The organism is Maribacter aquimarinus (assembly GCF_047345505.1).
Classification (GTDB): Bacteria; Bacteroidota; Bacteroidia; order Flavobacteriales; family Flavobacteriaceae; genus Maribacter.
Window position 1 is genome coordinate 103,403 of sequence record NZ_JBLFEO010000008.1, and the last position, 18,510, is coordinate 121,912.

Here is an 18,510-nt window from a genome sequence, read left to right on the forward strand (position 1 = left end):
CTTTGTACGAAATGAGTATGTTTTAACGTTAAGAAAGAGGAGGGCCGTAGCGGGCCGGCAAAGGTTTTTTGCCCTGTGGGGGCCAGTACCACCGAATGGTTTACATAAGCCTGGCACAGTCCATTTTAAAAAGGGCCGCCACACAAAACAGTATGGAAGTATGAGAGCGTATTCACTGGAAATTTTTGCGGACTATTTTCAATTTTACCTTTTCGATGAAAAAAGCAACCCCAATTTTGAGGAGGAATGGTCTCCATTTGCCGTGAACAATCTTATGGCCGTCACCAAAGAAGGCATTGGAATTGAAACGGTAAGAAATATGGTGGTCCCCGTGCACCTCATCCTCCATGATGCGGAACCAAGACTGCGGGAAGATGTACGTTCCGTATTCCAAATCAATGAAGCGGAGATATCCATCAGGTCAGGAAAGTTGGTGGTTATGGGGTGTAGCGATTATCTCCCCGAGGCAAAAAGAATTGAACTGCCCAACGGAAGATATAAGATCAGGGTGTATTACCATGGTTTGGATACCGTGTCTGAAGACGGACTGGATGGGGATGACAGCTATGGGATAGAGATTTGGAAAACCAATAAGGAACAAGCGCCCACCTTCCAAAAAATAAAGCCGCTGCCCAAGCGGTAGTGCATGGCGAAGGTCAAAAAAATGGAAACGGAACAATGGGCCATAAAGAGAGCATACAGGGTAAGATCTATAACACGGAACATCAGTCCGAGTTCAAAAAAGATGCATTGAACACCGCTCCGCTCTTGTATGAACAATGCACTTTCCAAAATTTTGAATGTGATACGATCAGGGATGCCGATTATAAAAAATGCCATTTCAGCAACCTTCATTTTTATTGGACCTTGTTCAACCTTACCCAATTTACGCAGTGCAGTTTTCAGAACTGCGCCTTTGCGGGCGTCACTTTTGCGGAGTGTAAGTTTATGGATTGCGATTTTGAAGATTGTAAATTCATCAAGGACAACCTTGGGCGAAACTGTTGTTTTGAGGGTACCACGATTTCTAATTGCAGGGTTGACGCCACCTCATCCCTTGGTTTCGATGTTTAGGCGGATGATCGCCACTGGACAGAACCTGGATGGACAAGCCCGCCCTCCTTGCCCGGGGTGCCGCCTTTAACCCGGATGCAATGGATTTTATGCTGTAATGGAATTTCCAATGCATTATCCGGGCCTGACCAAACTCGGGTTTTTCACTGAAAACAGGGTGGTTTGTCCTTTGTACTTCCTCTAATTTTATATCTAAATCCCCTTTTGAAATATTTGCCTAAGGTTTCCCGTTCAATAGGGGTGCCCCGTCTGGGTCGCAGCAGCGGGGCCAGGGCTTTCAAACCAGGGGTTTAGGGCAATGGAACTTAAATGTCGTCATCAATGAGTTCGTTTTTGTATTTGTACAGACCCACTGAACGCGGCATTGAGCTGTACGTAAACGGTATGGCCACCTTGGAGGGCTTGTTGGTATGGCGTCCGTGGGATACCATAAAGATCACCTCCGCGGCGGCCACGGGATACAGGCATTACGGATTTGCCACGGAAAGGGAATTTCCCGAGCTGAAAAGTGTGGAGGCGCTGATCCATTTTCTTGAAGAACACGATGATATTTGGCTGATCGATCTTGCAATTGAAATCGTGGGCAGGGGCACCTTGACCACCCATGACGATGGCGAGTGCCACTTTACCCTGAAGCACAAAAAAGATGCCATGGCGGTGTTGAAAAAAGTAACGCCCCAACGTGAGACCGATCGCATTGTTGGCACGGTGGTAAAGTACCCTGGCACCTATGTGTCCCTGGATGCCAAAAGGCGTATGCGAACCTTTGCCTCCTTCAGCGATTACCTGGCTGCAGATGATGGCAGCGGAGCAAGTTTTGGCAAGGCCCAAGTGCCGGCATCGCAACCCAAGTCCCCTAGAATGAATACAAACAACAACCGTAAAAAAGATAATGATGAACATCCCAAAAGACGCATTTGATATCATTGGCTTCGAGGCCGATGAACGAAAGTATTATCCATCGCAAAAGCAGATGGACCAACTCAAGAAATATTGGTCTGCCAAGGAACAAAGGAACAATCTCCTTTATTCGGATATGGAAATCCCCCTGGGGCACTCCCGCTACGGTGGCTGTGTTATAGACCTCCCCAAAAACGAGCCATTTCCCCTGGCGCCGGAAGAATACGATCACCCTACCTACCAAATAGCCAAAGATGGTTTTGATGCCAATTATCTGCGTTTTGTGGCCCAATTTGATATGGAAAAAGTGGGCGCCCAGGACAAAACGGGACGGCTTCCCAAAACGGGCCAGCTATATTTCTTTGCCGATATCTACAACGAAAAGGGCCATGTCTGCTACGTGGATGTGGCCGCGGATGAACTGGAGCGGGTCATTGTAAAGCACGATGACATTTTTTATGTGGGATGCCTTGTCAAGGAGTTTGCCGCCCAAACAGAACGTTTTCAAGACCGTTCCAGACCTTTGGACGTAGGGGCCGGGGAAACGGAATGTGGGGATTGTGGGGAAGATTTTAGGAGCTGCGGCTGCAATTCGGAGTTTAACGAGTTCCAAATGGAAGACCTTACCCCCGATGGCAGGGTGTACGATATGTGGGTGGGTGCAGAAACCTCCAAATTTTTCGGCATTTTCACGGAATTGCAAGCCAATAGTATGGAAGAAATTGTGGAAATGACCTGTTCCGATCAGCTCCTGTTGTTGCAGATCGGGGAAAACGGTTTTAACGAAGAGGGCATCTTTTACGTGGGCATTCCCAAAGAAGATTTAAAGCATTTGAACTTTGATAATTGCACGTTCCGTTGGTCGCAGACCTAATGGACAAACAACATGGTTATGGCAAAAACAGCAACTTGGACTTGGCCCGATCGCTATTCCAGTTTACGCTTGGTGGAGTTCACCAAAGCGGATAGGGAGTACATTGCTTCCTTGGCCGTAGGCTGGAGCATTACTGAGACCGGCGCTCCGGAATTGATGCAAACCGATGGCGAATGGCTTTCGGAACTGTTTGAGGACGATACTGAAAAAGAAGGGTGTTTGAGCCTATTCCTGCACAAGGCCGAATTGCCCAATGGGCGGTACACCATGGAAAATCCCTATCTGGGCAAAGAGCTAATGCCGGCGGTGTTGGAAGATGCCTTTTATGGGTATAGGGACAAGGCCACCAAAACAGCCTTTCTCAATGACCCAGTGCTGGAACTGGAAGTGACCGACACCCTAAAAAAGCTATGGGTCTCTTGTGATGTACGGGCCTATGGGTTTGACCCCAAACGCGGTTTTCAGCTCACCGAGCTACAGCAGATTATAGACCCTGGAAAGCAGCTGAGCAAGAAAGAGGTGTCCCAAGAGAAAAAACGCTACAAAGGGCTGTTGTTTCGCTACCTTTTGTTTCTGGTGCGAAAAGGCAGCTTGCAAACGGGTTGGTACCACAGTCACAACGGCCATGTATGGTCCCCGGGCAAAGACTACGCCCTTGCCGTGGAACGTAACGCCTGCGAATGGTGGCAACATCTAAATTCCGATTTTTTTCAGGGCATTGGCGATTTTGTGCAGTTGATGTGCGCCCTGACCAAACTCGTGAAACATCTTGCGCCAACTGGGGGAATGACCTATAACGAAGTGGCGGCCACCTTCAATTTTCAGCGTTTGTTTCGGTATGATTCAGACAATATGGGGCGGTTGGACATTTCCTTGGAAGAAATCCTACTAAAGCTCTTGGAACATTTTCCAGAGGAAAACACCTTGGTGGACGAGTCCGAAGGCTGCCCATTGGTGCTGGTACTGGTACGCATATACAATGCCCAAGGCCGGTTCAAGGAAGCCCATCGACTCTTGCAAGCGGCCGGTTTGGATTTGTTTACCGAAAAGCAATTGGAGTTTTTCTGTACCGGGCCCAACCGCTATGAGCAGCTGGCCTTTTATGAAAGTTGCATTTGCCGTATGGCCAGTACGGGCAATTACAATCTCTGGCGTTTTCCCCAGTTTCCAAAGTTCACGGAAGCCGAATTTGAGGAATTTGAGCTCTATAAAGGAGCCTACCTCAGGGGTTCCAAGGAACACCGCTTGGAAGAGCAAAAAATAGAGAAGGCACTGCGGGCGCGCCCAAACCTGGGGATGGATATGAGGAAGTACTTGGATTTTCGCTTTTTCAACGATTTGGAGTCCATTTATGCCCACCTGGAAGAAAACCAAATGGAAGGGGACTTGGACCAGCTTCTGGTGGCTGTCATTGGGCAGATACATTTGTTGTCGGAATTAGGTCGTCGTTAACAACAGGGGTATAGGTTTTTTTGTCAAGGAACACAGAACCTGCGAATACCTGAAAAATGGAGTGAAATGAACATTTTTAAAGCACAAAAACTATATCCTGAAGAAGATACCCCGCTGCTGGAGCACTACGCAGCATTTGACGCGGTGTTCATAGGGCTGTTGCCCTTTTTTACTTGTGGGGGAAAAAGTGCCGGTGCCAAAAGTTCCAAACAACAGCTGTCGCCCAAAGAGGCACGGGAAAAGGACCCTCTCTTGAAAAACATCGGTCTGGGTCCCAATGTGGAGGTCTATCAGACCAACGAAGCGTATCCCAATGATGATGAAATTGCCCGGAACGGTAGCCCGGTTGCCTGGAAGGAAATCATAGGCAAAACAGATCTTACGGATCATCGTGAACTGAACAAGGCACTGATGACCTCCATAGGAGCGTATAAAAAACCCTTGCAACGGCACGATTTGACCAATGAATTGATGGACTATAGCACCAAAAACAATATTTGGCACCCTACTGAGGGCGGTTACGATGTATTTACCAAGCGGGCGATGTACCGTTTTTTCAAACAGTTGGGAATGGACCAGATTACGGTACAAGATGAATTTTATGAGGAACGAATTGAAGTGAATGTCAACAGCCTTTCGGAACAACAATTTATAAAAAGTGTCGGTTTTTCTGATTATTATCTCTACCCCAATAATAAAGCGGTTCTTTTTTCCATCGGTTGGGACTATTTCTTCTTTTTTATCGCCATAAAAGAGGGCATCGTTCCAAAAAACAAGATTACAGAACATTTTGAAGGGTTCTGGGCCACTGCAACGGATACCCATAACTGGACTTGGGAGGCCGGGGAAATAGAACGCATTTTAAATGGAAAGTGAGGAGCCTTACCGGTACTAGATTTGAGCGTTTTGACGTTATGGACATGGTAATCAATACATAACGACAAGCGTAGGGGAAACTTTTTGATGTTACCGGAAACGGAAAGTGCAAGAGGGGAAAAGGCAAATAGGTAAACTTAAACAAAGGAACAATGAAACATCCGTGCCCCATTTTTGGACACACAGCGGAATGATTACGGTGGATGTTACATTTGACCTTTGAAAAACAATAAATATGAACAGATGAAACAGGAATTGGAAACATTTAGTAGGGCCATTTTGGCCTACCAAACCGCATTGGACAAACAAGACGATTATTACAACGAGCAGTCCTGTCTGTATTATGACCGGTTGACCTATATGGAACACGACGGACTGTTCGATATCACTTGGTACGCCGGAAATTACGGCTTCCAGTCCACCTCCTTGGAAGAACTGGAAAAGGCGACAATGCCCGTAATCGAAGATAGTGAAGAAGGCCTTGATTATTTTGAACAGGGGTTGGACTGCCTCATCGATCTCTTGGTGGCCCACGCCGATAAGGTGCGGAGCCTAAGCCTTTTGAATCCGCATAACTTTGGGTACAACGGATCTGCCAATTGGGACCTGATACGCTTGGCCGAGCATAAGGCGGTATTTTCCAATCTACAAGCATTTAGGGTGCAGCTCCACCAAGAGGGAGACCATAACCATAGCGTTATTGGTGATATAGACCGTGATGGCAACAAACAGGTGACCCAGGTATTGGCAAAAATGCCCAACGTGGTGGAACTGGAACTCCCTACCCCGCCAGATGCCGATTTTTTTAAAATGCAGTTCCCCAAGTTGAACTATATGAAGGTGCAGGCCGGCTATGATTCCAAACACTTCATTAGGCATTTGGCCGCATCACCTTTGGTGGGACAGATAAGGTTGGATTATATGGATTGTCTTTTGGATGGTACCGGTCAACTGTCCGAAGCGGACAAGGCCCACATAGAAAAAATTGAAGCTGAGGAAGCTGAGATCGCCAATGCCGATGACCCCAACGCGGCGCGAGAGCAAGTGGAGCGAAGGCGCCTTGAGGAAGCAGGCTTTTCCAAAGAGGAAATAGCACTGGAAATGGACAAGCCCAACCGGGAAGAAACCCTGCGGTTGTTGCGCATTATCGAGGAAACCGAGGAAGACGTTCAGGATGCGATGGCCTATTATGATCAAATAGGACGTTGGCTGGAGAATGGCGAATACAATCAAGAAAATGATTTGGATGAACCCTACGAAGATGAGTACGAGGAAAGCCCCACCCATACCAAACGCACCCCTTTTGCCGATTATGAGGCCTTGGTGAAATCAAAGTATGTAAGATCCTCCTGGAGCTTTAGATTACGGGAGCCGTATTTGACCCAGGAAGAACAGGTGAAATTGCACAAGGCCAATCCGGACATACAGTTCTTGTACATTCCCACCCCAGCGAGCTATTACCTGAGTCATAAATTTGGGGAATCCCGGTGGCAATGATGGCCAAGGACCTTAGGGACAAGTCCTGCCCGGCCTCGGTATGGAAAACCTTTTTGTCTTAAAGAGTACCGGAAGCAAACAAACCCTTTTTGAAATTGATATGAAACCACAGCAATACCAGCACGTTATGTTAGCAGCACTTTTGGGCCTTCTTGGGGCCTGCAGTCCCAAACCTTTGGAGAATGGCCCCTATGCGGGCAGGTATTTTTACAAAGGGAGTACCGTGTACTATCATAAGCCCTCCAATGTCTTGAATACCTACCAAAAGGTGCCCGGGGCGGACAAGGAGAGTTTTCAGGTGCTCCATCATTCCGTGGGCAAGGATAAAAACCAAGTTTTTTACCGGGATGTGCCGCAAGGTCAGGTGCACCACCCCAGCTTTCGGCTGCACGGCGGTAGGCTCAAGGACAAGGACAAGGTGTACCGCAGGGTGGCCGGGCAGAAGTTGTTGCAGCCCATTGACAATCCCGATATGGACCCCGAAACCTTTGAGAACCTGGATTGGGACCATGACCAGAATACGGATTATTGGGACAAGGACCGGGCACATTACTATTTTAAGAGGCAGACCTTGGAGGTGGATTACGAAACTTTTGCGTTGGCAAACACCCATTTTCTGACCGATAAAAATAGCCTTTACACCCATTTGGGGCATTGGAAGTTTAAACTACTGGGCGCCTTGGGGAATGATTTTAAGGTCCTTAATGACCATACGGTAAGGAACCAAGACACGCTCTATTACTTTAATCCCAGGGGTGGCCGACAGCTGCGCAAAGTGGCTGTGGCTCCAAGGGACAGCATAGGGTCTTTGCACGACCATATCGTTCGCGTTAATGATGTTATTTTATTGTTCGGCACACCTTTGGAAGCTTCTGGTTATGATGCTGAGAGCTTTGCCTTTGTGGCGGAGGAAACCTTTGGTGGCCAAAGTATGTACAGCAAAGACAAGCACCAAGTGTATCTAAATCATAACGTCATTTTGGATGCCCATCCCGATAGCTTTACGGTATTGAAGGGCAACTATGCTAAAGATGGGGCAACAGTATATTACAAAGGGGAAGCCTGTCCCAATGCCGACCCCAAGACCATTGCTTCACTGGGCTGGGGCTACGCCAAGGACAAGGACAAGGTTTACCTTCGCGGCAGCGTGTTGGAAAATGCAGATGCCGCCAGCTTTGGGCCGCGTCCGGATGACCCCACCAGGTTTCGGGACAAGAATTACGATTTTTAGAGCATGCCCATCCAAGGTGCCGGAACTTGACTACGTCTTAACCAATGAACAGGTAACCTTAATTTTCCCTGAATATGGGGTAGTGGTACCTTCAACTACACTTTATTTTTGAGTATCTATGGGTGATGGCATATTAAACTTGAATAAAAAACATGGTCAGTATGAATTTTACAAAAACACTTAGCAACCATATATTGATTTTCTTTTTGACCTTTTTGTCGTTGACACCGGGTACGGCTCAAAAAACAACCGATGAAATTGCAGTGGAATTCATTGAGCTTTTTGATGAATACCCCAAAAAAGCATTTGAATATGTAGGCGAGATGGGGTTGATTGATTTGTCGGACGAAACGGGGTTTGTAAGAATGGCGGATGAAGTATTCTATCAGGTGCTTGGGTTGGGCGATTATTATGGTTATGAAAAGATAAATGAGCACAAGGCTGGCAATAGCTATAAACGGGTTAGATACCTTCTTAAATATGAAGCGAAACCTATAGGACTGAATATGCTTTTTTACAAGCCGCATAAGATTTGGCTCATTGGAGGTGTGCAATTGGACTATGAATTGCACAATGAATTAATGGCCATCAAAGCATTATACGAATCCAAGGAAAACAAGTTATAACAAATTGCCTGAACATATATAAGTGAAAATGGCTTTCCCAAATTTGAATTGAAATACAAATGAATGAACGAAAAACTATGAAAAATCTAAAATTTGCACTGCCAAACAAGAAGGGTAACATCCTGGTTTTTTTAGCCCTTCTCTGCTTAACGAACTTACGTGGCCAAAGCACTACGGATGAACTAACCGCCAGATTTTTTGAGGCATACACTGAGTCCCATACAGAGGGTATCAATTATCTTTTCAACACAAATCCCAAGCTGATGGAAGGAAAAAAATCCCAATTCGATGAGATGGTAACTACGGTGGAAGCTATCTCATCAAATCTGGGTGCGTATCGAGGTCATGAGAAAATTGGTGAAAGTAGTATCGGTGACCAAAAAAAGTATGTAAGTTTCCTGCTCAAATATGATTTTATACCTGTAAGGTTAGGTTTGAATCTTCAGAAGCAACAAGACAATTGGGTGTTGGCGGGTATTATGTTTGATACAGAGGAATTTGAAGATGAGCTCCATGAAGCGGCAAAACTCTATCGTATGCCCAAGAAGGTATCCATGGAGCACAGGGGTGTTGAAAAAGTTATCGCTAAATTCTTTGAGAACTATCGTGAATCTCCGGAAAAAGCAGTGGATTATGTTGCAGAATTGAATGAGATCAGCGGTCACAATGAAATAATAAACGTAGAGGAAAGTAAAATTGAACTATCGGAGTTTAGCGCTTCTTTAGGGGAAATGAAAGGTTATGAAAAAATAGACCATATACAGTTTACTGAAAGCTATGCACTTACGTCATATCTGGTAAAATCTAAAACAAACGCTGTGCGGTTTAGTTTTGTGCTTTACAAAGCGGACGCCTACTGGAGAATCACAAATTTCACTTTTGATGACGACTTGTTCGAAGAGCTGCAGGAAGCTGCAAAGGTTTACCGTTTAAATTGAGGGTGTATTGTTCAAATAAGCATATAGTGCAGGGCTACTTCCCGCCCTTGTATAAAGCATTCGCTATGGCATATGTTTTTTCCCCAAATCCCGGAGTACATGACGGTGCTATAAATTGTTTGGCGGAAAACAGGGAGTAAAGAGGTTTTTGCATTGCCTGTTTTTTACTGTTTGCCAGTAGCGTTCCGGCGGAGTCTCGCAGCCCGCACCGTTATTGAAAAAATTCAGATCCCGTCTCAAATTGGACCCCACTGGTGGTGTCTTTCTCCTGCTGGCATCGCTGTTTTTTCCAAAAAAAATACGGGGTTCAGGGGCAAAGGCTTTTGTCAGTAACCCTATGGCATCAAGTGCTTTGTAAGTGAAAAAGTGTCATTTTGAGACCTCGCGGCAGTGTCAAAATGACATTTGTTCTTTTTGAAATCTTTAATGATCGCGGGTCAGGATTCTTAAAAAAGAGATAAAAGAGACAGGCAGGGCCTGGCCCATTACGGCTGGCATTTTTTTTGCCCAGGTGTCAGTGAGTTTAATGGAATGTTATTGTTTAACCTAAAATTTTGTAGTTATGAGCACTATGGTAGCAACAAAAAACAACGGGAGCATGGCAAGCACAAACTCAACTGGCCGTACCTCCCCGATCTGGTCCTCTTGGATAGATGAGGTCTTTAACCGGGACCTGCCATCGGTCTTCACCTCCAACTTTAACATGGGCATGACCCTGCCCAAGGTAAACATCCGGGAAACCAAGGACGCTTATTTTGTGGACATGGCCGTTCCCGGTCTCCAAAAGTCCGATTTCCAGATCCATCTGGACAACCAGGTGTTGTCCATCTCCACCGAGTTGGAAGAGGACAAAGAGGAGGAAGGGGTGAACTATACCCGAAGGGAGTTCGGATATGCCTCCTTTAAGCGTTCCTTTTCCCTGCCCGAAACCGTGAACGAGGGTGCCATTAAGGCCGAGTATGTTAATGGAGTGCTCAGCATCCATCTGCCCAAAAAGGAGGAGGCCAAGCAAAAACCGGCCAGAACCATCAAGATTTCCTGATGCAATGAACCAAGACGCGGAACGGCACCGGCACCAAGGTGCTGTTCCGTATTTTTTTTGTGCCAAAAGAGCTTGTGTGGGCACGTTAGGCAAGCGAAGGTACTTTATTTACGTGCAGTGCCGCGACAACAGCTGCCCGATGATGCCGATATTGGCCCTTATGGGTCTTTGGGATGGTCCAAAACATCCCCGTTAGAAAAATGGCCTTGAAAATGAAGACAAAAATTTTGGAGATACAACGCTTTCTTTGGTGCTGTATGGCACTGTTTGCGCCGCTTTCCCTGAGCGGACAAACTTTCTACGCCCTGCAAGTGGACCATAAGATACGTGCAGAGGCCAGGGACGTTACGGCCAGGTACCAGCCACGTTTGGTCATGGGCGTGGACCAGGCCTTGGAGTTCCAGAACACCGTAGCGCGGTTCTTGGTGAAAAAACGGGCCGTGGAACGGGACACCACTTTGTCGGCCAAAGCAAAATACGAAATCCTGAAACAGCTGTCCGGCCGCGAGACCTCGGCAATGGCCCATGTGCTGGAATCCTATCGTTGGCAAGAATACATGCGCCTTAAACCACGGCTGCAGCCCATCCGTGAGCCACAGTGGGCAGACCGGCTCATTGCCAATGATCAGTAGCTTTTTTGGGTGCGTTTGCCCCAAGTGATAAATAACCATGGGCGGGGAAAGGAGTTGCCTGCTGCGCACTTGGGCCAGATGGGGCCTCCCACCTTGGTGTTTGTTGCAATGGGATCGTGCGCCCTGTTCTTGTACCACATTCCGTATTTGGGCCAGGAAATAATATTTAACATTTTTTCCGCTCGTTTCTGATGCGCCCTTTTATATATTTGAGCTTTCAAAACATCGGTGAAATAACAAATAGGCTTGAAACGTCAGAAAGAAATACTAAGGTCGATCATAGCAGTTATCCTGCTAACGGCTTTGTTGTTGCCCTCGGCGATTGAGTTTGTGCACTTTTCCGATGGCCATCAGCATGTGGTTTGTAACGACAGTTCGGATCATATCCACGAGGCCGCCCCGGATTGTGGCGTATTTCACGCAAAATTGAATTCCTTTCATTACCAAGTTGCAACCTATCCTCAACTTGATGTCCTTACGGTACCATCGGACCATGTGGCCTTGTACGCCCCTTTGGCGGTCGTCACTTTTGTCCATGCCATTCCTCAATTAAGGGCGCCCCCCGCCATCTCCTAGAGACCTTCCCGTAGGGCCGCAGTGATGCGTTACGGTTTCCATTTAAAAATGGAACACCCGCCGCCATCACCGGGCCAAGGATTTCAAAGGGCATTTCTTGTCCTTTATCAGCCGTTTCATAGCTGTATTTTATGCAAGATCCAGTAGTAGAGTGATAGAAACATAGCACCTGTTCCATGTATAGAACTGATTGGAAACACACCATTTCTTACCTTTTATTGGCTACCTTCTTGTTGTTTCGGGTGGCCAACCTGCACACGGTTGCACACATGGTCAGTGGCGAGGCCGAAAGTGGGCATTGCGAACTGTGTACGCTCATAACCACCACCAACCAAACAACGCCACTGCAAGTTGCCCCGGCGCAGGAGACGGTTTCCTCCATTTATCTTTTAGGTGTTTCGGAAGAAAAGAGCATCGCTACATACAGCGCTCCGGGCCAAAAAACCATACTTTCCGACTACTTCCATAACAAACCGCCCCCTTTTATCTTCTTGGGATAGGTACGCCTTGTTGCCATCTGTTTTTTTTCAAAGCTGAAGTGCTTTGGCTGCCCGAACCAATCGTTCGGTGGCTTTAAAGTGCTTGTGCAACGGGTTACCGCTGACTCCATCCCAATATGGGCAAATCGCTCCTGTACGCTCTTTGCATGCGTTTCCCGGTTCGGGGTGGCTTAAACGGCGATGCACGTTCCGGAAAAGGATGCCATCCAGCATCCGTTGCGTGCCGTGGTCAGGGGTTTCACAACAGTTGTTTTTCAATATATGATATGGGCTCAAAAAGGCCCTAAACCGTTTGTATGTACAGACTTCGCACTTCTTTTATAGGGCAGTGGGCCCTGCTTTTCCTTGTTTTGGGCAGTTGTTGTTCCGCCATGGCCCAAGACTTGGGCGGCCGCGTGGTCAACACCGGCGGGTTTCCCATAGTGGCGGCCACGGTGCGCGTGCTTCCCGGGGGGCAGTTCTCCACAACCGATGAACAAGGTTTTTTCCTCATAAAAGGGGGTGGCAGTACTTCCCTCCTGACTTTGGAAGTGAGCCACGTGGCCTATGCCCGGGTAACCATTCAGCTTTCGGACGGCGCAGGCTCCCCGCTGGAGATCGTCATGGCCGATGCCGTAACCGATCTGGACGAAGTCGTTGTCATACAATCCAGGATCTTGCAGAAGGTCATTGAGAATTCGCAGTCGGTCATCCATATCGATAAGGATTTTATGGATCGAAACGGCACAGGGACATTTTCCGGTGCATTGGCGGCGCTGCCCGGTGTAAACACCATGAACGTGGGTGTGGGCATTGCCAAGCCCATGATCCGCGGTATGGGCTTTAACCGCATCTTGGTGAACAATAGGGGCATAAAGCAAGAGGGCCAACAATGGGGTGCCGATCATGGTCTGGAGGTGGATCCCTTTGATGTGGAAGAGGTGGAGATCATTAAAGGTCCGGTTTCCCTGCTCTTTGGCTCCGATGGTTTGGGCGGCGTCATCAATATCAAGGAAAACGATGTGCTTCCCGAAAACGGCAATGCGATCGATATCACTTCCTCCTACCAGACCAACAATGGGGCCATTTCCAATTCCTTGGCCTACAAGGGAAGGCAGGACAACTGGTTTTATAACGCTAGGGCAACTCATCAAGATTATGGTGATTATACCGTGCCCTCCGATGCATTTACCTATGCCGGTTTTAACCTGCCCATTTTTAATAACCGTTTAAAAAATACGGCCGGCGAAGAACTCCATTTTAGTGGAACGCTGGGCTACCGCTCCCAGAAACTGAGCTCTAGCCTGCGGGTTTCGAGCTTTAACCAAAAAGCGGGAATTTTTACCGGAGCCATCGGTTTGCCAAGGGCCTATAACCTGCAACATAATGGCGATTTCAGGAACATGGACGTGCCCCGGCAAGAAAACCACCATCATACCGTGACCAGCAATACCACCCTTGCCCTGGGTGCGGACCGATTGGAAGTGGATTTTGGCTACCAGCGAAACATTCGCGAAGAATTGTCCTTTCCCGGGGCACATGGCATAGCCCCGGAACTGGCCGGTTCCAACCTTGCCCTTGGGCTTTATTTGGACACTTATACGGCCAATGTGCGCTACGAGATCAACCCCAACGATCACCATCAGGTGCTGTTTGGGGGGCAGTTACAGTACATGCGGAACCAAAACGACGGTTTTGAGTTTTTGTTGCCGGTTTTCAATAGCGCACAGGCGGGGCTTTTCCATTACCAGTCTTTTGCCATCGCGCCCAAATGGAACATGAACGCCGGCATTCGGTATGATGTGGGCTCGCATGCCATTGAGCAGCATTTACAGCCCGTTTACGATCGGGGCACCCTACTGCCCACGGGCGAATTTGAGGAACGCACCCCAGCATTCGAACGGAATTTCCACAACCTTAGTGGTGCCGCGGGCGTGGTGTTCAAGGCCAATTTCCAGAACCACCTAAAGCTGAATTTGGGGAACAGTTTCCGGTTCCCTACCGCCATAGAATTATCCAGCAATGGGGTGCACCACGGCAATTTTAGGCACGAACGGGGCAATGCCAATTTGGGTATGGAACGCGGCTATCAGGCCGATCTTACCTATTTGCACCAGTCCAAGCGCTTCTTTTTTGAGGTAGCGGCTTTCTACGGCTACTACACCAATTATATCTATTTGGCACCTACCGGCCGTTTTTCGCCCTTGGCCTCCGGGGGCACCTTATGGGAGTACCGCCAGGACGATGCTCTGTTCAACGGATTTGAGCTAACGGTGCGCTATGAATTTTCCACGGGCCTAAGGGCAGATCTGGCGGCAGATTTTGTACAGAACCTGAACTTGAACAGTCGCCTGCCGCTGCCCTTGACCCCGCCTCCGTCCGTTACGGGGAGTTTGGAACATGCCGTGCTGCCCCATTCCAAGGTGCTGGAAGATAGCTATGTGTTTGTTTCCGGTCGCTACAATTTTGAGCAGCGCCGAACGGACAGGAACGAACGGACCACGCCGGACAGTTTTCTCTTGGGCGCCGGGCTGGGCTTCCACCTCAATCTTTTTGAAACGGAACTACAGTTCAGGCTCAGTGCCAACAACCTTTTCAACACCGCTTACTTTAACCATATCAGTCGCTATCGCTTGCTGAACCTGCCCGAACAGGGCAGGAACATCATGTTTTCGGTACGGCTTCCCCTTAACCTTTAAAACCCGAGTGAATGAAGAAAACAGCAGCCACAAGTTGAACCCAAAAATCCATAACAAATGAAAAAACGAGTAATGATTCCCTTTTGTAGTTTGCTTTTGTTCGCCTCCTGTCTAGGGGGCGATGACCCAGAAGCCGTGGATCTGGAGGCGCCAGAGATCATGGCCAATCCCGGTATGTCTGGCGTACAGCCCCATTATTTTTTTAAGGCCGATGCCACGATGTCCGAAATTCCATTGGCCTTTACGGTGGCCGATGCCAGCGGCATCCGAGAGATAAAAATAGAGTCGCACAGCGGTTTTGACGGCCATACCCACGGAAAATCGGCCGCGGCCCGAAATCTGAAGTTTAAGTTGTTCAACCATAACGAGGTCATGGGCGCCGAACGTTTTGACGATCCCGAGCGGTTTTCCCTGAGCTCCAGCATCTATTTGGACGAGCGCAACCCGGAATTGGAAGCGGACGAGCTCATTTTGGGCGGTCCCTATCACTTTTCCATCCAAGCGACCGATATGGAGGGCAACGAGACCACCTATCGCGATGGTACCACCTACCACACCACGCTGTACCTGAACAGACCGTATGCCCCGCAGGTGGCACTCACGGAAACTGGCCTTTCCCCTACTGCGCTAAACGGGCGCATCTTTAGGAACATGGCGCACGGGGCGTCCTCGGATATCGGCTTTTTGTGGATCTATACGGAGCGCCCGAATACGGAGAACCCCGCACAGGAAGGTTTGGTGGTCAAGGAACGCATTTGGGGGCAGTCCAACTGGCCGCACCAGTCCCGTTCCAATTCAGGTGATCCGCTGCCCCATTCGCGGGAACTGTCCCTACAGGAATTACTGGGCCTGGACAGCGATTTTCTGGAAAGCCTGGAAGCCGGGAACCGCCTGGTGATCTGGGCCGAAGACACCAATGGAAATATATCAGTACATCAATTTAATATCAATAACTAAGTAAAAATGAAACACATGAAACGATCAAATTTAAAATTTTACGCTTTAGCCGCAGCCATGGTTTGTTTAACCGCTTGTACCAAGGACGATCCAGATGCCATTTCCCAAGACCCGCCCCAGGAAGATCCGGTGGCACTTACCTTCAAGGATATGGAGAGTGATTGGGTACGCCTCACCCTTATGGGCGAAAACAAGTTGGATGTGATGCAGGCCGATTCCGGTGACATCACTTACAGCGTGGCCGGACCCCTTGTTGAGGGTGCCCGGTACTACGTTAGTAATTCGGGCCGCTACCAAAGCGTGGTGGACCGCAATGGGGGCAAGGTGCGCTTTTTTGACTCCGGTATCGTAAACCACGAGGACCACGGGCACGAATACGAAGCCAAATGGGCCAATGCCGAGATCAATAGCGTGCTGCCCACCCACCTTACCGGTTCTGGGGGCCATATCGTGGTCTTTAATGACGGCGATGGGTCCATTTCCTACGTGAACGAGTCCCAATTGGAAATCCCATCGTACCAACCTGAAACGTTCACTTTTAACAATACGGTGGCGCATCACGGTGTTGGGATTAGATTGAACAGTGGTAAGTTTGCCGTTACCTTTAAAAATACGGAAGAACCTGGGGGCATCCCGCAAATGGTGATGTTTGTGAACGGTGATGGTACCGTGATCGATAACAATGGCGGTGTGGAGGTCGTAGGGATTCACGGCAGTGCCAACAATGGTGCGTACGGGGCCTTTGGTTCCACCGATGGCATCATCGTGGTGGATGATCGGGACAACATAGACCTTATTCCCTATACGGACGGAAAGTTGCGCAATGAGCCCGGTTTTTGGTTGGGCACGCTAAAAAGCCATCAAAACAGTGCGCTTTTCTACGGCAGGGCAAGAAATCTTGGCATTTATACCGTAGATCCCGAGGCCAAGAGCATATTGCCCTTGTACGAAGGTGCCAATGTGGTCAGTGATATGTTCAGTTTCAACGGTGCATTTTACTTGTTGTTGACCGATGACGGCAACCTCAGGGTTTACGATGCCAACACTGCTACCTTATTGACCGAGAGAGTAGTGGAAATGGCCGAGATTCCCGATGCTCCCACGGTTACTTCCAAATCCATGAATTCGGAAATAGCCCAATTGCAAAAACAAGAGGAGCCTAGTCCGGTACTGGTCTGTTCCGATAAGTTCCTTTATGTTTTGGCCCCGAACAGAACCCAGATCAAAGTGTTGAAAATAGAGAGTTTGGAACACGTGCACACCATTGATTTGGAAACGCCCGTCATCTCCATGATGAAAAACGGTTTCTCCATAGAAGGAGACCAAAATCCGGACTACGAGCATTAGTGGTCTGCTCTTGAAATTTGCCCTGGACCTTGAGGTTGTTCATAAACCCCTTGGTTCAGGGCTTTTTTTATGGGTTAAAACCGCTTGGTTAGCCTGTATTGGGGCTTCTTGGCAAGATTGAAGTCGTGGGCACTCCTCTCCTTGTTTGGTCCTTTTGGTCATTTTTCCATAGCGCTTCAAGTTGATTATTGGGGCCAGAACGCCATAGCGCCAACCCTACCTCCATCTTGCCATGAGGGCACTTCCCTCTCCTTTCCCTTTTTGGCCTGGGTGCCCTGACATCGCATTTTGATCCATTGTTGAAGCCATTGGGAGCATGGCCCACCACGGGCATCACCACAAAAATGGCAAAGCCCCCTCCCCAAGATGGGCAGGATGTTTTCTGGGCAAAAGCCCCACCACTCACCCACACCATCGTTCCGATCGTCCACAGAAATGGGAGACCAAACGGGAAAAGGCCCAAATGCAGCTGGGGCAACATGCACTTTTGTAGCGGGATTTCAAGGCAACCAGGCTTTTTTTGTAAGAAAATACTTTTTTGGAATGAAAATTTTAACCCTAAGGGAAAGAGGGGCCGGACATAAAAATCTTGCGAAACCATGGAATACCAAAGAAAACAAACCACAAAAAACCTAGAGTTCACATCAAATAAACCTTAACTCACAAAAATTGTAAGAAAATACTTAAAACTAATTGATTTATTTGTCCCTATTCAAGACACAAGTCCAACTTTAAATGCTTACCCATGAACAAAAGTACCCTTTTTAAGAAAATCAGTTGGCTATTGCCATTGCTCATCTTCTGCAGTGCCCTGGCCATGGCGCAACATTCCAGTATGTTGGTCATAGACGAGCGCTACCCCAACAAGGTTTCCTTATTGGCTTCCACACCCATTTCCACCCTGGTGCTGGAAGTGGCGGATGATGCCGATTTTTGGAAGAACATCCACGAGGGCTTAAGGAATGAACCGAATATCTCGGAAATACACCTTTTACTGAACACTACGGCGAATACCCTGGAAATAGGGCCGGGCTCCATTGGGGTTTCTGCCCTTAACAATGGCACGGATGCAGCCTTGTTGGCCGCGCTGGTGGATTCCGGTAGGCAAATGGACCTGTTTCTCTACAGCTGCTCCCTGGCCAATAATGACGACGGAAGGGCATTTTTGAACGCCCTGGGCCAAGAGACCAAGTGCAACGTGCTTAGTTCTGCCCAATGCGCTTCCATTTTTGATGGCGATTTCCAGTTCACCTTCAGTACAAAGAATCAAATTAAACAAACGGGTCTTATACTCGACTAAAATTTTTAGA

The 18,510-nt window shown here is 48.2% G+C and carries 17 protein-coding genes; all 17 read left to right on the top strand.

Features of this window, described 5'->3' with window-relative positions:
• Positions 1-160 precede the first annotated feature (160 nt).
• The 17 genes from ACKWCC_RS07895 to ACKWCC_RS07975 all read left to right on the top strand — a co-directional run bounded on the left by ACKWCC_RS07895 (position 161) and on the right by ACKWCC_RS07975 (position 18,500).
• On the top strand, positions 161-643 hold the full coding sequence (locus tag ACKWCC_RS07895; protein WP_413995375.1) for a hypothetical protein: 483 nt from the start codon (positions 161-163) through the stop codon (positions 641-643).
• A 35-nt stretch (positions 644-678) separates the two neighbouring features.
• Positions 679-1,074, top strand: coding sequence for a pentapeptide repeat-containing protein (locus ACKWCC_RS07900; protein WP_413995376.1), 396 nt, complete (start codon positions 679-681; stop codon positions 1,072-1,074).
• A 321-nt stretch (positions 1,075-1,395) separates the two neighbouring features.
• Positions 1,396-1,995: a hypothetical protein gene (locus tag ACKWCC_RS07905; protein ID WP_413995377.1), complete on the top strand. Its 600-nt coding sequence runs from the start codon at positions 1,396-1,398 to the stop codon at positions 1,993-1,995.
• Complete coding sequence (locus ACKWCC_RS07910; protein ID WP_413995378.1) at positions 1,970-2,848, top strand: DUF1963 domain-containing protein; 879 nt, start codon at positions 1,970-1,972, stop codon at positions 2,846-2,848. The genes ACKWCC_RS07905 and ACKWCC_RS07910 overlap by 26 nt, the downstream gene beginning before the upstream one ends.
• 18 nt (positions 2,849-2,866) lie before the next feature.
• Positions 2,867-4,300: a hypothetical protein gene (locus tag ACKWCC_RS07915; protein WP_413995379.1), complete on the top strand. Its 1,434-nt coding sequence runs from the start codon at positions 2,867-2,869 to the stop codon at positions 4,298-4,300.
• 66 nt (positions 4,301-4,366) lie between these two features.
• On the top strand, positions 4,367-5,176 hold the full coding sequence (locus tag ACKWCC_RS07920) for a DUF2711 family protein (protein WP_413995380.1): 810 nt from the start codon (positions 4,367-4,369) through the stop codon (positions 5,174-5,176).
• Between the two features lie 243 nt (positions 5,177-5,419).
• On the top strand, positions 5,420-6,673 hold the full coding sequence (locus tag ACKWCC_RS07925) for a hypothetical protein (protein ID WP_413995381.1): 1,254 nt from the start codon (positions 5,420-5,422) through the stop codon (positions 6,671-6,673).
• A 127-nt stretch (positions 6,674-6,800) separates the two neighbouring features.
• The gene (locus ACKWCC_RS07930) at positions 6,801-7,904 is read left to right on the top strand and encodes a DKNYY domain-containing protein (protein WP_413995382.1); all 1,104 of its coding nucleotides are present in this window, start codon (positions 6,801-6,803) and stop codon (positions 7,902-7,904) included.
• A 161-nt stretch (positions 7,905-8,065) separates the two neighbouring features.
• Positions 8,066-8,530 (top strand): hypothetical protein, encoded by a 465-nt coding sequence (locus ACKWCC_RS07935; protein ID WP_413995383.1) that lies wholly within the window; start codon positions 8,066-8,068, stop codon positions 8,528-8,530.
• 77 nt (positions 8,531-8,607) lie between these two features.
• Positions 8,608-9,468: a hypothetical protein gene (locus ACKWCC_RS07940; RefSeq protein WP_413995384.1), complete on the top strand. Its 861-nt coding sequence runs from the start codon at positions 8,608-8,610 to the stop codon at positions 9,466-9,468.
• Between the two features lie 598 nt (positions 9,469-10,066).
• Positions 10,067-10,510 carry an Hsp20/alpha crystallin family protein gene (locus tag ACKWCC_RS07945; protein ID WP_413995385.1) on the top strand — a complete coding sequence of 148 codons (444 nt, stop codon included), beginning with the start codon at positions 10,067-10,069 and terminating at the stop codon, positions 10,508-10,510.
• A 212-nt stretch (positions 10,511-10,722) separates the two neighbouring features.
• Positions 10,723-11,142, top strand: a complete 420-nt coding sequence (locus tag ACKWCC_RS07950; RefSeq protein ID WP_413995386.1) for a hypothetical protein — start codon at positions 10,723-10,725, stop codon at positions 11,140-11,142.
• A 752-nt stretch (positions 11,143-11,894) separates the two neighbouring features.
• Entirely contained in the window at positions 11,895-12,218 is a 324-nt protein-coding gene (locus tag ACKWCC_RS07955; RefSeq protein WP_413995387.1) for a hypothetical protein, read from the top strand.
• A gap of 296 nt (positions 12,219-12,514) precedes the next feature.
• Positions 12,515-14,896: a TonB-dependent receptor gene (locus ACKWCC_RS07960; RefSeq protein WP_413995388.1), complete on the top strand. Its 2,382-nt coding sequence runs from the start codon at positions 12,515-12,517 to the stop codon at positions 14,894-14,896.
• A gap of 57 nt (positions 14,897-14,953) precedes the next feature.
• Positions 14,954-15,853, top strand: coding sequence for a DUF4625 domain-containing protein (locus ACKWCC_RS07965; protein ID WP_413995389.1), 900 nt, complete (start codon positions 14,954-14,956; stop codon positions 15,851-15,853).
• 15 nt (positions 15,854-15,868) lie between these two features.
• A complete protein-coding gene (locus ACKWCC_RS07970) occupies positions 15,869-17,200 on the top strand; it encodes a hypothetical protein (protein WP_413995390.1) in 1,332 nt (443 codons plus the stop codon).
• Between the two features lie 745 nt (positions 17,201-17,945).
• Positions 17,946-18,500, top strand: a complete 555-nt coding sequence (locus ACKWCC_RS07975) for a DUF4347 domain-containing protein (RefSeq protein WP_413995391.1) — start codon at positions 17,946-17,948, stop codon at positions 18,498-18,500.
• The last annotated feature ends 10 nt before the right edge of the window (positions 18,501-18,510 follow it).

What these genes read in the sequence shown, in the direction of transcription:
- ACKWCC_RS07940 (WP_413995384.1), top strand. Translation starts at nt 8,608, where the DNA reads ATGAAAAATCTAAAATTTGCACTGCCAAACAAGAAGGGTAACATCCTG.
- ACKWCC_RS07970 (WP_413995390.1), top strand. Translation starts at nt 15,869, where the DNA reads ATGAAACGATCAAATTTAAAATTTTACGCTTTAGCCGCAGCCATGGTT.
- ACKWCC_RS07930 (WP_413995382.1), top strand. Translation starts at nt 6,801, where the DNA reads ATGTTAGCAGCACTTTTGGGCCTTCTTGGGGCCTGCAGTCCCAAACCT.
- ACKWCC_RS07905 (WP_413995377.1), top strand. Translation starts at nt 1,396, where the DNA reads ATGAGTTCGTTTTTGTATTTGTACAGACCCACTGAACGCGGCATTGAG.
- ACKWCC_RS07920 (WP_413995380.1), top strand. Translation starts at nt 4,367, where the DNA reads ATGAACATTTTTAAAGCACAAAAACTATATCCTGAAGAAGATACCCCG.
- ACKWCC_RS07925 (WP_413995381.1), top strand. Translation starts at nt 5,420, where the DNA reads ATGAAACAGGAATTGGAAACATTTAGTAGGGCCATTTTGGCCTACCAA.
- ACKWCC_RS07935 (WP_413995383.1), top strand. Translation starts at nt 8,066, where the DNA reads ATGAATTTTACAAAAACACTTAGCAACCATATATTGATTTTCTTTTTG.
- ACKWCC_RS07910 (WP_413995378.1), top strand. Translation starts at nt 1,970, where the DNA reads ATGAACATCCCAAAAGACGCATTTGATATCATTGGCTTCGAGGCCGAT.
- ACKWCC_RS07945 (WP_413995385.1), top strand. Translation starts at nt 10,067, where the DNA reads ATGGCAAGCACAAACTCAACTGGCCGTACCTCCCCGATCTGGTCCTCT.
- ACKWCC_RS07895 (WP_413995375.1), top strand. Translation starts at nt 161, where the DNA reads ATGAGAGCGTATTCACTGGAAATTTTTGCGGACTATTTTCAATTTTAC.
- ACKWCC_RS07955 (WP_413995387.1), top strand. Translation starts at nt 11,895, where the DNA reads ATGTATAGAACTGATTGGAAACACACCATTTCTTACCTTTTATTGGCT.
- ACKWCC_RS07915 (WP_413995379.1), top strand. Translation starts at nt 2,867, where the DNA reads ATGGCAAAAACAGCAACTTGGACTTGGCCCGATCGCTATTCCAGTTTA.
- ACKWCC_RS07960 (WP_413995388.1), top strand. Translation starts at nt 12,515, where the DNA reads ATGTACAGACTTCGCACTTCTTTTATAGGGCAGTGGGCCCTGCTTTTC.
- ACKWCC_RS07950 (WP_413995386.1), top strand. Translation starts at nt 10,723, where the DNA reads ATGAAGACAAAAATTTTGGAGATACAACGCTTTCTTTGGTGCTGTATG.
- ACKWCC_RS07975 (WP_413995391.1), top strand. Translation starts at nt 17,946, where the DNA reads ATGAACAAAAGTACCCTTTTTAAGAAAATCAGTTGGCTATTGCCATTG.
- ACKWCC_RS07965 (WP_413995389.1), top strand. Translation starts at nt 14,954, where the DNA reads ATGAAAAAACGAGTAATGATTCCCTTTTGTAGTTTGCTTTTGTTCGCC.
- ACKWCC_RS07900 (WP_413995376.1), top strand. Translation starts at nt 679, where the DNA reads ATGGGCCATAAAGAGAGCATACAGGGTAAGATCTATAACACGGAACAT.